General features: G+C 63.6%; 14 protein-coding genes. 6 read left to right on the forward strand and 8 right to left on the reverse strand.

The window, feature by feature from the left end:
• Window positions 1-648, forward strand: coding sequence for a DUF3000 domain-containing protein (locus CZ338_RS10015; RefSeq protein WP_087118055.1), 648 nt, complete (start codon window positions 1-3; stop codon window positions 646-648).
• Between the two features lie 3 nt (window positions 649-651).
• Window positions 652-1,863, forward strand: coding sequence for an HRDC domain-containing protein (locus CZ338_RS10020; protein ID WP_087118056.1), 1,212 nt, complete (start codon window positions 652-654; stop codon window positions 1,861-1,863).
• A 14-nt stretch (window positions 1,864-1,877) separates the two neighbouring features.
• Here CZ338_RS10020 and dxs read toward each other — a convergent pair whose 3' ends face one another.
• The 4 genes from dxs to dut form a co-directional block, all read right to left on the reverse strand.
• On the reverse strand, window positions 1,878-3,797 hold the full coding sequence (dxs, locus tag CZ338_RS10025) for a 1-deoxy-D-xylulose-5-phosphate synthase (RefSeq protein ID WP_087118057.1): 1,920 nt from the start codon (window positions 3,795-3,797) through the stop codon (window positions 1,878-1,880).
• A gap of 142 nt (window positions 3,798-3,939) precedes the next feature.
• On the reverse strand, window positions 3,940-5,277 hold the full coding sequence (locus CZ338_RS10030) for a class I SAM-dependent RNA methyltransferase (protein WP_087118058.1): 1,338 nt from the start codon (window positions 5,275-5,277) through the stop codon (window positions 3,940-3,942).
• Between the two features lie 36 nt (window positions 5,278-5,313).
• On the reverse strand, window positions 5,314-6,210 hold the full coding sequence (locus CZ338_RS10035; RefSeq protein ID WP_143341301.1) for a DUF3710 domain-containing protein: 897 nt from the start codon (window positions 6,208-6,210) through the stop codon (window positions 5,314-5,316).
• Between the two features lie 87 nt (window positions 6,211-6,297).
• Window positions 6,298-6,783 carry a dUTP diphosphatase gene (gene dut, locus CZ338_RS10040; RefSeq protein WP_268875432.1) on the reverse strand — a complete coding sequence of 162 codons (486 nt, stop codon included), beginning with the start codon at window positions 6,781-6,783 and terminating at the stop codon, window positions 6,298-6,300.
• Window positions 6,784-6,969: 186 nt separating this feature from the next.
• On the opposite strand from dut, the gene CZ338_RS10045 reads away from it, so the two are divergent.
• Window positions 6,970-7,488, forward strand: a complete 519-nt coding sequence (locus tag CZ338_RS10045) for a DUF3093 domain-containing protein (protein WP_087118253.1) — start codon at window positions 6,970-6,972, stop codon at window positions 7,486-7,488.
• Here CZ338_RS10045 and CZ338_RS10050 read toward each other — a convergent pair whose 3' ends face one another.
• Window positions 7,489-7,782, reverse strand: coding sequence for a DUF4193 domain-containing protein (locus tag CZ338_RS10050; protein WP_087118059.1), 294 nt, complete (start codon window positions 7,780-7,782; stop codon window positions 7,489-7,491).
• A gap of 225 nt (window positions 7,783-8,007) precedes the next feature.
• Between CZ338_RS10050 and ppgK the strand changes: the two genes are divergently transcribed.
• Both ppgK and CZ338_RS10060 read left to right on the forward strand, forming a co-directional pair.
• Window positions 8,008-8,817, forward strand: a complete 810-nt coding sequence (gene ppgK, locus CZ338_RS10055) for a polyphosphate--glucose phosphotransferase (protein ID WP_087118060.1) — start codon at window positions 8,008-8,010, stop codon at window positions 8,815-8,817.
• Window positions 8,818-9,077: 260 nt separating this feature from the next.
• Window positions 9,078-10,673, forward strand: coding sequence for an RNA polymerase sigma factor (locus tag CZ338_RS10060; protein ID WP_087118061.1), 1,596 nt, complete (start codon window positions 9,078-9,080; stop codon window positions 10,671-10,673).
• A gap of 92 nt (window positions 10,674-10,765) precedes the next feature.
• Here CZ338_RS10060 and CZ338_RS10065 read toward each other — a convergent pair whose 3' ends face one another.
• From CZ338_RS10065 to CZ338_RS10075, 3 genes are read right to left on the reverse strand one after another with little or no spacing between them, the layout of a single operon-like run.
• A complete protein-coding gene (locus CZ338_RS10065) occupies window positions 10,766-11,341 on the reverse strand; it encodes a DUF4190 domain-containing protein (RefSeq protein ID WP_087118062.1) in 576 nt (191 codons plus the stop codon).
• A gap of 13 nt (window positions 11,342-11,354) precedes the next feature.
• Window positions 11,355-13,112 carry a DEAD/DEAH box helicase gene (locus CZ338_RS10070; RefSeq protein ID WP_087118063.1) on the reverse strand — a complete coding sequence of 586 codons (1,758 nt, stop codon included), beginning with the start codon at window positions 13,110-13,112 and terminating at the stop codon, window positions 11,355-11,357.
• Window positions 13,109-13,360: a DUF3039 domain-containing protein gene (locus CZ338_RS10075; protein ID WP_087118254.1), complete on the reverse strand. Its 252-nt coding sequence runs from the start codon at window positions 13,358-13,360 to the stop codon at window positions 13,109-13,111. The genes CZ338_RS10070 and CZ338_RS10075 overlap by 4 nt, the downstream gene beginning before the upstream one ends.
• Before the next feature lie 112 nt (window positions 13,361-13,472).
• Between CZ338_RS10075 and CZ338_RS10080 the strand changes: the two genes are divergently transcribed.
• Window positions 13,473-13,925: a DUF3099 domain-containing protein gene (locus CZ338_RS10080; RefSeq protein ID WP_087118064.1), complete on the forward strand. Its 453-nt coding sequence runs from the start codon at window positions 13,473-13,475 to the stop codon at window positions 13,923-13,925.
• Window positions 13,926-13,932 lie beyond the last annotated feature (7 nt).

Here is a 13,932-nt window from a genome sequence, read left to right on the forward strand (position 1 = left end):
GTGACACATTCGGACCACCCGCAGCTCTCCGCCGCCCCCTCCCCAACATCCACCGCCACCAAGGATGGGGAGTCCGCGACAATTCCCGCTGAGTTCAACGAAGCCGTGGAATCGATGCACCGCGCACAGTTGCGGCCGGAGATCAGCCTGGGCACCATCCGCCCACCGCAGCGTCCCGCACCGTACAGCCACGCGGTGGGGCTCGAGGTGCAGGAGCTTGACGACGACGCGCCAATCCCCACCGACTCCCAAGGCGACGCCTTCGGCCGCCTGATCCTCCTGTACTCCCCTTCTTCGGAGGAGACGTGGGAAGGTTCGATGCGCTTAGTCGCCTATATCCAGGCGGACATGGACGACGCGGTGGCTTCCGACCCGCTCCTGCCGGATGTGGCGTGGCAGTGGCTCGGCGAATCCCTTGCCGAGTCCGGGGCCGACTACACCGATCTCGGCGGCACCGTGACCTCGACGTCCTCGGTTCGCTTCGGTGAGATCGGTGGCCCACCGCGCGCCTACCAGATTGAAATGCGCGCCTCATGGACCGCGACCGGTACGGACTTGTCCCACCACGTCGAGGCGTTCTCCAAGGTCCTCGCTCACGTCGCCGGCCTGCCGCCCGAGGGCGTCGCAGGCATTGACGGCCGCCGCTAAACCATGCCCCATTCCCACCGGCACCCGAAAGGGGCCGACTACGAGCTGGACGCAACACCGGAGGGGTACAGGCGCGCCGCCGACGCTCTGTCCCGCGGACGTGGCCCCTTCGCCATCGACACTGAACGCGCCTCCTCGTACAGGTACGACGACCGCGCGTTCCTAGTCCAGGTCTTCCGCCGCGATGCGGGCACTTTCCTTCTCGCTCCCGAGGGACACCGCTCCGAATTCCAGGAAATCCTCGCACCGGTGCTGAACGGCGAAGACTGGATTGTCCACGCAGCTCCCGAGGATTTGCCCAGTTTGGCGGAGCTCGGCCTGTACCCCGGCACGCTTTTCGATACCGCGTTAGCGGGACGCATCCTCGGATTCGACAAACCCAACCTCGGAGCCATGGTCGAAGAGTTCTGCGGGGTCCACTTGGAAAAGGGACACGGCCGCGAGGACTGGTCCGAGGTGCCCCTGCCACCGGAATGGCTCGTATACGCCGCCGAAGACGTCATCTACCTCAACGAGCTCGCTGAAGCGCAGGCGGAGCTTCTTGCCGCTACGGACAAACTGGACATTGCCGACGAGGAATTCGCCTTCATCGTCGCCGAGTACGCCGAATGGGAACCCACCCACAAGACGTGGCGGGACATGAAGGGGATCTCGCACCTGAAGAAGAGCGAATCCCTCGCCGTTGCCCGGACTGCCTGGGAGGTGCGCGACAGTCAGGCTCGCGCCCGTGACCTGTCCCCGTCGTTGCTGTTACCCAACAAAGTCCTCCTCGCCATGGCGAAGGAGCTTCCCCGCACTCCGCGGGATCTAAGAATGATCCCCGGATTCCCCCGTCGCCGCAGAGGTGCTGTGGAGTCGTGGTTCTCGGTTCTTGAATCGGTCTACGAATCAGACCCCGCCGACTGGCCCGAGAGAGAGCACAAGCTCGACCACGACAGCCTTCCACCCGGAAAGTCCGCGTGGCAGCGCCACCACCCAGATTCATGGGAGTCGGTGCAGGCAATGCGCTCGGCGGTGGCCTACACGGCCAGCCAGCTGGAGATCCAACCGGAAGTGCTCATCACTCCGGCGCTACTGCGTCAAGCAGTGTGGACCGTGACACAAGAGCCCGGGCCATGGAGCACCCACCGAGTTGCAATTCTGCTGCGCGCACTCGGTGCACGCGAGTGGCAGATCGCCGAAGTCGCGCCGCTGTTCCAGCTCATCGGGACGTAGTGCCCGAGAAACCTCTAGAGATTCTCGATCCACTCCGCCATGGACGTGCGCGCAGACTCCGCATCCAGCCCAACACTGGCGATGAGCTGCGATCGCGAGGCGTGCTTCGGAAACACGTCCGGGAATGCCAAATGGCGCAGGGGCGTGTCCACCTCAGCGGCACTGAGCACTTCGCCGATAGCCGATCCGATTCCTCCGCGAACGATTCCGTCTTCGTAGACCACCACCATGTCAGCGTTTGCAGCCATTTCGACGATCTCCGGACTCACCGGGACAATCCAGCGCGGATCCACAACGGTGATGCGGTGCCCTTCACTGTTCAGCTGTTCGGCAGCTGCGACCGCGTTCTCCGCGAACTCTCCCACAGCCACAATGAGAACTTCGGGTACCTCATCCGTTGTCTTGTCCCCGGCTTCGCGGGGATCGACCAGGATGTCGCATCCGCCGGGGGTTCGACGCACGGCCTCAATCGCCGGTCCGACATCGCCCTTGGGAAAACGCACGACCGTCGGCCCGTCGTCGACAGCAATCGCCTCGTGGAATTCCTCGCGTAGACGGTCGGCGTCGCGCGGCGCGGCGACTCGGATGCCAGGGACAATCGACGTGATCGCCATATCCCACACACCGTTGTGGCTCGCCCCGTCGCTGCCGGTCACCCCCGCACGGTCGAGCACGAGTGTGACCGGCTGGTTGATCAGCCCCACGTCCATCAGCAGCTGATCGAAGGCGCGGTTGAGGAAGGTGGAGTAAATCGCCACAACCGGGTGCAAACCGCCCAAAGCCATTCCCGAGGCAGAAGTCACCGCGTGCTGTTCAGCGATACCGACGTCAAAGAACCGCGACGGAAATTTCTCGGCGAACGGTGTCAATCCGGTGGGTCCGGCCATCGCGGCGGTCAGCGCGACGATGTCCTCGCGCTCATGCGCGGCGCGCAGCAGCTCCTCGGAGAAGACCGACGTCCACCCGGGACCAGCTTCACCAAGCGCTTCACCGGTGACCGGGTCAATGACACCGGTGGAGTGCATCTGGTCCGCCTCGTTGTTGACGGCCGGGGCGAATCCGTGCCCTTTTTCTGTTGCGACGTGAACGATCAACGGCCCGTCATACTGCTTGGCGTAGGCGAACGCCGTCATCAGTGCACCGATGTCGTGTCCTTCGATCGGACCGACGTATTTCAACCCGAGGTCCTGGAACATCTGGGTAGTCACTACTTGGTGCTTGATGCCTTCCTTGACGGCTTGGAGCGCACCGAATGCGCGTTCCCCGACCCACCCCATGGATTTCAGGGTTCGTTTGCCCTGCTCCATGACTTCGTCGTATCCCGGCTGGATCCGAATCTGTGCGATCTGGGATTTCAGCTCGTCAAGGTTGCGAGCAAAACCACCGATGGTCGGCGAGTAGGAGCGGCCGTTGTCATTGACCACGATGACAACGTTGCGGTCCCCCTCCGCGATGTTGTTCAGCGCTTCCCAGCACATGCCGCCGGTCAGTGCACCGTCGCCGACGACCGCCACAACGTTCTTGTCTCCGTTTCCTTGGAGCGCTTTCGCCTTAGACAGACCATCAGCGTAGGAGAGAGCTGCCGAAGCGTGAGACGACTCGGTCCAGTCATGCTCCGATTCGCTCCGGCTGGTGTAGCCCGACAAACCGTCTTTCTGGCGGAGGGTGTCGAACTGGCTGGCGCGACCGGTGAGAATCTTGTGCACGTACGACTGATGCGAGGTGTCGAAGATGATCGGTTCCTCTGGGGAATCAAAGACCGCGTGCAGCGCGATAGTCAGTTCCACCACACCCAGATTCGGGCCGATGTGGCCCCCAGTCGCAGACACCTTCTGGATGAGGAATTCGCGGATCTCGCGCGCGAGACGGTCGAGCTCCTCGCCCGACATGCTCTTCAGATCAGCGGGAAGGTTGAGGTGGTCAAGCCTACTCAATGGTCGTCTTGGCTCCTTCTCGGCGAATTCTCCCCGCCACCGGGGATGTTGCTGTTGCTGCCACCGTGGGCATCGCTGCCCGGGCTACCGGCGGCGGACTCAGTCGTTCTGATCGAGCTTACACCGCACGTACCCGAAACCATCATTTTTCGGGGGTGGGAACTGCAGGAATGAGGCTCGTGAGAACCTCGAAGTGGTGGGTGTTTGGGAAGGCGTCGATAAGCGCCATGCGTTCCACGACGTATCCTGCTTCGCCCCACGCAGCGAGGTCGCGCGCAAAGGTCGCGGGATCGCAGCCGATGTGGATGACACGCTGCGGGTTCCGGGCGGCGACTGCGTGCACCACGTCAGTGCCCGCGCCCGTTCGCGGCGGATCGAGCACGACAAGCCCCGGGTCCGGGAGACCGTCGATGCTCGCCTCCACCTTCTGGTTGCGCACCTCAACGTCGAATTGCTCGAGCGCAGGCTGCAAGTCACGTGTTGCTGCCGCGGAATAATCCACGCTGACCACGTGCGCGCCGGAGCCGAGCGCGTCACTTATCTCCGGCACGAACAGGCCCACACCGCCGTACAGGTCCCACCCGACGGGGCGCGCGTATGTGTCTTCGGCCCAATCCGCGATGTAGCGGCAATACGTGGCGGGGGCGGTGGTGTGCGCCTGCCAGAACGCCGTCGGCGGGAAGCGGAACACCGCCTCCTCCAGGCCGGAGCCCATCGGCGCTGGAACTGCCTCGGTGACCGCCGCGTCACCCTCGATACGCGTTTCAATGTGCTCAATCCGCTTTCCGCGCTGAGCACGTTGCGTTTCCACGACGTGTCGTTTCCCGCGCGAATCCACCACCACAACAAGCTCCGCTCCAGGCGTGAATGCACGGGCATCCGGCCCGACAATGCCGTCGAGCGCTTCCTGGTTCACCTGCGTGCAGCGCACACCTGCGATGACGTCGTGACTGCGGGCTCGGCGCATTCCGGCGCGGCCGTCCTCCCCCACGCCGAGGCGGACACGGGTGCGCCAACCGGTCTGCGGCGCCAACGTGTCCTGCTCGAGATCGATGGCGAGGTCGAAACCCGTGAGTACACCGCTAGGCCGCGCGAATTTATCCAGCTGGCCAACGAGAATTTCACGCTTCAAACGCTCCTGGGCCGCCGGTGTGATGTGCGAGTAGTCGCAGCACCCTGCACCAGCTTCCGCCGCGGGGCACGCCGGATCCACCCGGTCCGGGGAGGGCTCCTCGATGGAGGTCGCCTCACCCCGCGCCCAGTTCTTCTTCACCTTGGTCAACGTCACCCGCGCAGTGTCGCCCGGGATTGCGCCAGTGACAAATACCACCCGCCCGTCGGGGGCGTGCGCGATCGCTTCTCCACCGTGAGCCATTGTCGTTGGTGTCAGCGTCAGCTCGCCGCCCACACGCAATACCTCTGGTGCGGTCTTGGAATCCGAGTGGTTTGGGGTATCAGGGGTAGAGATTCCGTCATCCATTGCTGGTTGCTTCACGTCCTCGCTTCCGTGTTGGGTTTAGTTCTCTGGGTTCTGGTTCTGCTGCTGTTGCTGCTGCGCCATGGCCTGCTGGAGCTGCGCCGCGAGCTGAGCGGGGAGCTCAACTGGAAGAGAGTTACCCGCCAAAACCGGCGCGGTGCCGCGGTAGATGAAGGAGCGCGCAACGATCTCCCGTGCCAACTCCGCGAGCTGATTTTCCTTTCCGTGCGGGGCAGCGAGGGTGACGCGGTAGAGCCAACGCGGCCCTTCCACTCCGATGATGCGGATGACACCGTTATCACCGCGGCCGACGACCTCGCGGCCCCACGGCCCTTCTTCGTAGGCTGCCGGCATTCCGTCGCCGCGCATCCCCTCTGCGATCTCGTCGCTCGATTCCTCCCACATGCCGCCTGAATTCGGAGCTGCAAACGCTACCGGGGTGATGCGGCCGAATTCGGTGACCACGTGCAGCATCCGCGGGCCCTGCTCGCCCATTTCCACTTGCACTTGGGAGCCCTTCGGCAGAGGCAGCTGGATGGAACCAAGGTTGAGGATGCCTTCGGCGAAATCACTGAAGTCGAATTCCGTGATGTCCACGTTGTCACCGTCGAACGGGCCGGTGTCACCGCCGATCGCGTCGTGCTCCTTGGTCACCGGGCCGGTGTACGTCTTCCCGATTGCACTCGCGGCCGCAGTCTCATTCTTGTCTTTCTGCGGCGACTCGGACGCTGCAGCCGCATCCGCAGGGGTATCCGCGACAGCTGGTTCTACTACCGGTTCCCGGGTGGTCTCAGGGCCGGTCTCGGTGACAGCAGCTGCAGTCTCCTCCACGGGCTCATCGACCGGGTTGCTGCCGGTATCGCTGACATCCGGAATTTCCACCGGCTCCGCATTTACGTTCTTCTTGTTCTTCTTGCCAAACGGCCACAGTGCCATAGTGAGTGTTCTCCTTGTCGCTACCGGTTCGCCTAAAAGCGTTAATCTGCTTCTTTGAATTCTAAGAATGCCTAGATGACGGAGTGTCTAGATCACGCCAGGGGCCACGCCGGTTGAGCCGTAACCGCCGGCGCCGCGGACCGTCTCGTCCAATTCGTCGACCTCTACGAATTCAGGCAACTCCACCCGTTGAACCACGAGCTGTGCAATGCGCATCCCCCTAGTGACTTCGAAAGGAGTGTCCTTATCCGTGTTGAGCAGGCACACCATCAGTTCGCCGCGGTAATCCGCGTCCACAGTTCCAGGCGCGTTGACAATGGTCAGCCCGTGTTTGGCGGCTAGACCCGAACGCGGGTGGATAAGTCCCACGGTGCCCAGCGGCAGCGCGAGCGCTATGCCTGTTTTCACGAGAGCGCGCTCCCCCGGTGCAATGGTGAGGTTCTCTGCGGAATGCAGATCCACACCCGCATCGCCACGGTGCGCGCGCTTGGGCATGGGCAGGTCGGGGTCGATCCGCTTCAGCGGAATCGGCCCTATGCCGGCTGCGCCTGTTTCAATCGCTTGATTAGTCACGGCCCCACACTACGTCAGGTGGGAGGTGTCCTGTCGCGCACAGATTCAGAGCTGGCAGGGTGTGGAAGCGACGCGAACGCAATACTCGCTCACAGCCACGCCCGGCATGCGCAGGATTAAGACTTGCCGTTCCTCCTGCCTAACATGGGGTATGTGACTGACAGGACTGACAATGCGAGCGACAACATGACCACGCCCCCTGCCGCAACACCGGAGGTGCTCTATTCGGAGCGCCAGTGGGTGCCCGTGTGGTGGTGGATCGTGGGGTTTGCTTTCGCGGCCCTGCTGGGTGGGCAGATGGGGAACAACCGCGGCATCTGGTGGTTCGTGATCACCTTCGTTCTAGTTGCGGCCGTGATCGCGTGGTTCTTGTGGCACCTGTCGTCAACGGTGGTGAAAGTGGAGAGGGATGCCGACGGAACTCGGTGGCTCGTCATCGGCGAAGCCAACCTGCCGTCGACTGTCGTCGCTCGGTCGCTCGCCGTGCCTAAGACGGCCACACGGAACGCGCTCGGGCGTCAGCTCGACCCAGCCGCGTACCTCGTGCACCACGCGTGGGTGGATGAGCTCGCACTCTTCGTCTTGGACGACCCGGAGGACCCCACGCCGTACTGGCTCGTGTCGTCGAGAGACCCGGAAGCTCTTCTCCGGGCATTTCTGCCCGATCAAGCGGACCGGGCGACGGAGCCGTTGCAGAAGGACTAGCTACTCGCAGTCAAGACAGATCTTGGAACCGTCCGGCTCAGTGTGGCCGAGACGGTTGTTCTTCTGGACAAGGAAGCAAGAAGCGCACGTGAACTCGTTCTGCTGCTTCGGAACCACGGAGACGTTGAGTTCTTCGCCGCTGAGATCAACCTGCGGCGGGTCGAACGCATCCACGACTTCTCCGTCATCGTCCATGCTGCTGCCGGCCGCTTCCTCGGCCTTGAGGCCTTCAAGGGAGTCGGTCTCAATTTCATCGTCGAGACGGCGGCGGGGCGCGTCGTAATCGGTGGCCACTAGTGGGTCTCCTTCTGCAAACATTTTCGCAGTAGCAACCGTACTTTCATGGGTGCTGAATCACCCCTATATCGGCCATTACTGCTCTACTTTCGAGGCGATACTAAATCACCGGCTTCTCTCTGTCATGTTTCGCTCCCACATCGCCGTTTCGGCGTGTCGCATCACCCTCCCCTTTCCTCGCTGGGCCACACCCAGCTCTGTGCGTAGCTAGACTGATTCACCATGGATAACGGGGTTAATCACACCAGCGGAAATGAGTCCTCCACAGCCGATGAGGGGACACGCAGCTACTGCTGCGGCATCGATATCGGCGGCTCAGGGGTGAAGGGGGCGATCGTCGATATGCGAACGGGCGAATTTGTCGGCGAGCGCGTCAAGATTGAGACTCCGCAACCTGCGACCCCGGAAGCCGTCGCCGACACCACCGCAGAAATTGTGCGCCAGCTGGAGTGGGACGGCCCAGTGGGCATTTGCCTGCCGTCCGTTGTCACCGACCAAATCGCGCGCACAGCGGCCAACATCGACGACTCCTGGATTGGCACCAACGTCCACGATCTCTTCGCGCAGCGCCTTCCGGGACGGGAACTCGCCGTGCTTAACGACGCCGACGCCGCAGGTCTCGCCGAGGTAGCCTTCGGCGACGAGACGGCCCGGTCGGGGGCTGTGATCTTCCTGACTTTCGGCACGGGAATCGGGTCTGCGTTCCTCATGGACGGCGACCTTTTCCCCAACACGGAATTGGGCCACATGATGGTCGGTGGCAAAGAGGCGGAACACCAAGCGTCCTCCGCTGTGCGCGACCGTGAAGAACTGAGTTACAAGAAGTGGGCGAAACGTGTGAGCACCGTGCTCGCCGAGTACGAACGTCTCTTCACCCCCTCCGCTTTCGTCGTCGGTGGCGGTATCTCGCGTAAGGCCGACAAGTGGGTTCCGCTGCTCAGCATCGATACTCCGGTTGTTCCCGCAACACTTCGTAACCGGGCCGGCATTGTCGGAGCTGCTATGGCTGTGTGGAAGCACGTCGCCCCGTAGACCGCCTCCGCACCGTGGCGGCGCCGCGTGAAATTAATGAGTTCAGCAAGGTGGCGCACGCAAAGCACGCATGCGTATGCTGTAGGGTTGTTCAATACTCAGCGGTACCGGCAATGGCGGGGCACCCTCCCACCGGGGCCGGTATCGCGCCGTAACTCATGGACGTAGGAATAGACTCCGCCTCTCCGCGTTGACACTGCAGTCCCGTATTGTGGTGGGACACTGACGAAGAGAAGCGACGAGCTCACGAAAGGTCGTACGTGGCAGCGAGCACCCCATCTGACAAGAACAGCCCTGAGACAAGCGCTGACACCTCCGGGGACACCGGCGCTACTTCGCCTGCCCGCAAGACCGTCGCGAAGAAAACGGCGAAGAAGGCCGTGAAGAAAGCCACCAAGAAGACAGCGAAGAAGACTGCTAAGAAGGCGACGGCCAAAAAGACTGTCAAGAAGGCAGCGAAGAAGACAACCAAGAAGACAGCGAAGAAAACGGTGCGGAAGTCGGCCGCCAAAAAGACGGTTCGCACAACCGCCGCGGCTCAAACGCAAGCACCGGAGACCGACGAGCTGGACGAGTCCGCCGAGGACGACAACGAGCTCGATGACGACATGTTGGATGAGGACATCGACAACGATGACCTCGATGGCGACATGGACGACGAGCTCGATGACGCCCTGGGCGACGACGAGTTCGGTGAGGACCTCGACGATGAAGAGGCCGTCGATGCCGCGATCGAGGACGACAGTGACGAGGACGACGCTGAGGATGTCGTGCCCGAGCTCGGCGAGGAAGATAGCTCCGAGAAGGCACCTGCAAGCACTGACGACGACGAGGAAGAAGAGTCCTCTGCGCCGTCCGTGTGGGACATTGAAGAGTCCGCCGCGCTGCGCCAAGCCCGTAAGGACGCTCAACTCACTGCATCGGCCGACTCGGTGCGCGCGTACCTGAAGCAGATCGGTAAGGTCGCACTCCTTGACGCGGAGCAAGAGGTCTCCCTGGCCAAGCGTATCGAGGCTGGCCTCTACGCCCAGTACCGTCTCGACGAGATGCAGCGCGCCGCCGACGAAGGCGACAAGGATGCCAAACTCAGCCCGGCCATGAAGCGCGACCTGCGCGCCGTGGCGCGCGACGGCCGCAAGGCGAAGAACCACCTCCTGGAGGCGAACCTCCGCCTCGTGGTCTCCCTGGCGAAGCGCTACACCGGCCGCGGCATGGCTTTCCTGGACCTGATCCAGGAGGGCAACTTGGGTCTGATCCGCGCGGTGGAGAAGTTCGACTACTCCAAGGGTTACAAGTTCTCCACTTACGCCACCTGGTGGATCCGTCAGGCGATCACCCGCGCGATGGCCGACCAGGCCCGCACGATCCGCATCCCGGTCCACATGGTCGAGGTCATCAACAAGCTCGGACGCATCCAGCGCGAACTGCTGCAGGACCTGGGCCGCGAGCCGACGCCGCAGGAACTGGCGAAGGAAATGGACATCACCGAGGAGAAGGTCCTCGAGATCCAGCAGTACGCCCGTGAACCGATCTCGCTCGACCAGACCATCGGCGACGAGGGCGACAGCCAGCTCGGCGACTTCATCGAGGATTCCGAGGCAGTCGTCGCAGTGGATGCCGTGTCCTTCACACTGCTCCAGGATCAGCTCCAGGACGTTCTGCACACTCTGTCCGAGCGCGAGGCCGGCGTTGTCCGCCTACGCTTCGGGCTTACCGACGGCATGCCCCGCACCCTCGACGAGATCGGCCAAGTCTACGGCGTCACCCGCGAACGCATCCGCCAGATCGAGTCCAAGACGATGTCGAAGCTGCGCCACCCCTCGCGCTCGCAGGTGCTGCGCGACTACCTCGACTAGCTCGAGACTCGCTCCCTCCATCTACTGCCCCACGGTTACTTTCCAACTCTGGGGCAGTTTTCACATTTGCTTCGCCGGACGCCCCGCAGATCTCATACGTTCTCGGTGTACCGGTCGTGGGAACGCTCGAGAATGCTCTCGTTGACGCCGCCGGGATCTGACGGGGCACCGCCGTCGTAAGCGGGTGCGCCGGGGTCACCGGTCATCGAAATGAGAATGGCGGCGAAGACGATGGCGCTGACCAGCGCGCAGCCGTTCAGCACAATGCCAATGGTGCCCTGCACGAGGCCGCCGCGACGCAGGCCCCGGCGGTTCTGGCCAATGCCTATGACGCCGAGGACGATTCCGCCAATCGCTGCAATGGAGCCGGAGATGATGAACCACCACGAGGTCAGGGCGGTGAGGATGCCCAGGATCAACGATGCTGTGGCGTACCCGTTCGCGCGCATGGGCTCCCCAGCCGTCGGGGACGGTCCACCGGCAGGCAGGTAGGAGTTCGGGCCGTGCGGGTTGTAGCGGCCGTAGGCGTCTACGGGGCCTTGGTCGAAGGGTTGGCCGTAGCCGTCGAACTGGCCGGCGCGCTCGTGGGAGTAGCCGCCGTACGGCTCGTTCAACGGGTCCCGGGGGCTGCGCGGGTACCCAGCGCCGAATGGGTTCGGGTGCACCATAGTGCGGCCGAGCCTACCACTGCGTCAGGTACTTGATTCTCTCCCTGAGCTGGTCCGCCGAGCACAATGCGGTAGGCGGACCGCCGCAGGCTTTACGCACCTCAGTGTGGATCGCGCCGTGGGGGCGCCCCGTGCGCGATGCCATGATGGCCACGCGTGCGTTGAGCTCCTGACGCAGCGCCGGGATATCCTCCGACGCCACGCCGCTCCCGCCGTCGACAGCACTACCCGGCGCGGCCGAAGGCGGCTCCTTATCCCTGGCCGCCTCGCGCGCGGCTTCCTCCGCGCGCCGCGCCTTCTCCTCGGCTTCGCGGGCGTCGAGCTGATCGGACTGGCGTTTGCGCAGGAGGGTCTTCACCTGCTCGGCATCCAGGAGCCCGGGAAGCCCAAGGAAATCCTGTTCCTCGTCGGTGCCGGCGAGGGTGGGCGTGCCGTAGGTGGAGCCGTCGAAGATGAGCGAATCCAGCTCGGCGGATGCCCCGATGGATTCGTACTTCGGGGCTTCGTCCGGCTCACTGCGCTTCTGGTTGGCTTGCTCGAGCAGCTCGTCGGACCAGCCGGACTCGCGGTGGGGTTTCCCCAGAACGTGGTCGCGGGAGACCTCCATTTCCTCCGCCAGACGTAGCAGGACCGGGACGGAGGGCAGGAAGATCGAGGCGGATTCGCCCGGCATGCGTGAACGTACGAAGCGGCCGATGGCCTGGGCGAAGAACAACGGTGTCGAGGCGGAGGTCGCGTACACGCCCACCGCGAGCCGGGGCACGTCGACGCCCTCGGAGACCATGCGCACAGCCACGAGCCATTCGTCCTGGGAGGCTGAGAATTCGGCGATGCGCTTGGAGGACCCTGGTTCGTCGGAAAGCACGACCGTGACGGGAGTGTTGCTGATCGTGCGCAGGATCTTCGCGTACGCACGCGCCGTGGTGGTGTCGGTGGCGATCACCAGGCCGCCGGCATCGGGCATGTGGGAACGGATCTTGGTCAACCGGGTCTGGGCGGCCTGGAGGACGGCGGCAATCCAGTCGCCCTTCGGGTCCAGCGCCGTCTTCCATGCGCGGGCGGTCTGCGCCGCGTCGAGCGGCTCGCCGAGGCGCGCGGAGTACTCCTCCCCCGCCGAATCCTTCCACTGCGCTTCGCCGCTGTATGCGAGGAAGACCACGGGGCGGACCACACCGTCCGCCAGCGCCTCCGCATAACCGTAGGTGTAGTCCGCCTGGGAGACGAGGTGCCCCTCGCCATCCTCCTCGTACGTGACAAACGGAATCGCGGAGTCATCCGAGCGGAAGGGAGTGCCGGTAAGAGCCAAGCGGTGCTCGACGTCGTTGTACGCCTCGCGCACGCCGTCGCCCCAACTCTTAGCGTCGCCGGCGTGGTGGATCTCGTCCAAAATCACCAGCGTGCGGCGCGACGACGCCACCGCGTGGTGCTTGAACGGGTGCATGCCCACCTGCGCGTAGGTGACCACGATGCCGTCGTAGGCGGGGTTGACTGCGGAGGAGTTGGTGAATTCCGGGTCCAGCGACAGCCCGAACCGCGCCGCGGCCTGGGACCACTGCACCTTCAAGTGCTCCGTGGGCACCACGACGATGATGCGCTCCACGGTCTTTTCCGCATGCAGCGTGCTCGCCAGCGTCAACGCGAAGGTCGTCTTACCCGCGCCCGGCGTTGCCACAGCGAGGAAGTCTTTCGGTTTCTGGGCGAGAAAAAGGTCAAGGGCCTCCTGCTGCCATTGGCGCAGAGACGGCCCGTTGCCCTGGACGGCTGATGTCACTTGCGGCGCAGCCCCTTGTAAATCCGCTCGCAGTCGGGGCACACCGGCGATCCGGGCTTGGCTTGCTTCCGCACAGGGAAGGTCTCACCGCACAACGCGACGACCATGGCACCGCTGACTGCGGAGTTCACAATCTGGTCCTTCTTCACGTAGTGGAAGAACTTGGGGGTGTCATTGTCCTGCGAGGTGTCGTCGCGGACATCGGGCCGTTCAATCGTCTTCGTCGTCGTCTGTGTCACGCACACCATCATGCCTCATTGGCCGAACCATGTTTAAAAACCATGTTGAGGCACTACCGGCACTTGCCCTGGGCCACGGGGAGTCGCACGAGCGCGCCGCCAGCGTCTACCCTGGGTTCCCATGAGCACAGCAGGCGGTTCCAGCGATCCACACGTGGTGGACGCGGATGCCGTGAGCTCGCCCGGTAAGCGCTTCGGACGGCGCAAGGCCGAGTTGATTACGTCCGCGAAGCGTTCGCCGATGGAGAATCTCCGGTCGCGCGAGCGGGCGTACCTGATCATGCAGGGCATGCGCCTCCCGTTCGTCTTCCTCTCCATCGCCGCGGTGATGTGGTGGCACAACTGGGTGTTGGCCATCATTTTCTTCGCCATCTCCATTCCGCTTCCGTGGATCTCCGTGGTGGTGGCGAATGATTCGAACGAGGTCCGCGACAAGCGTTCGCGCAACGTGTACAAGCCTGCGGCCGCGCGCCAAGCACAAGTGGCGTACACGCAGCAGCAGCAATTGGCCGCCGGCCAGCCCAGCTCGCGGCCCGAGCCGGACAGCCCCGGAACGATCGACCACGAGGATTAAGGAGAGC

The sequence above is a fragment of the Corynebacterium urinipleomorphum genome, assembly GCF_900155535.1.
Lineage (GTDB): Bacteria > Actinomycetota > Actinomycetes > Mycobacteriales > Mycobacteriaceae > Corynebacterium > Corynebacterium urinipleomorphum.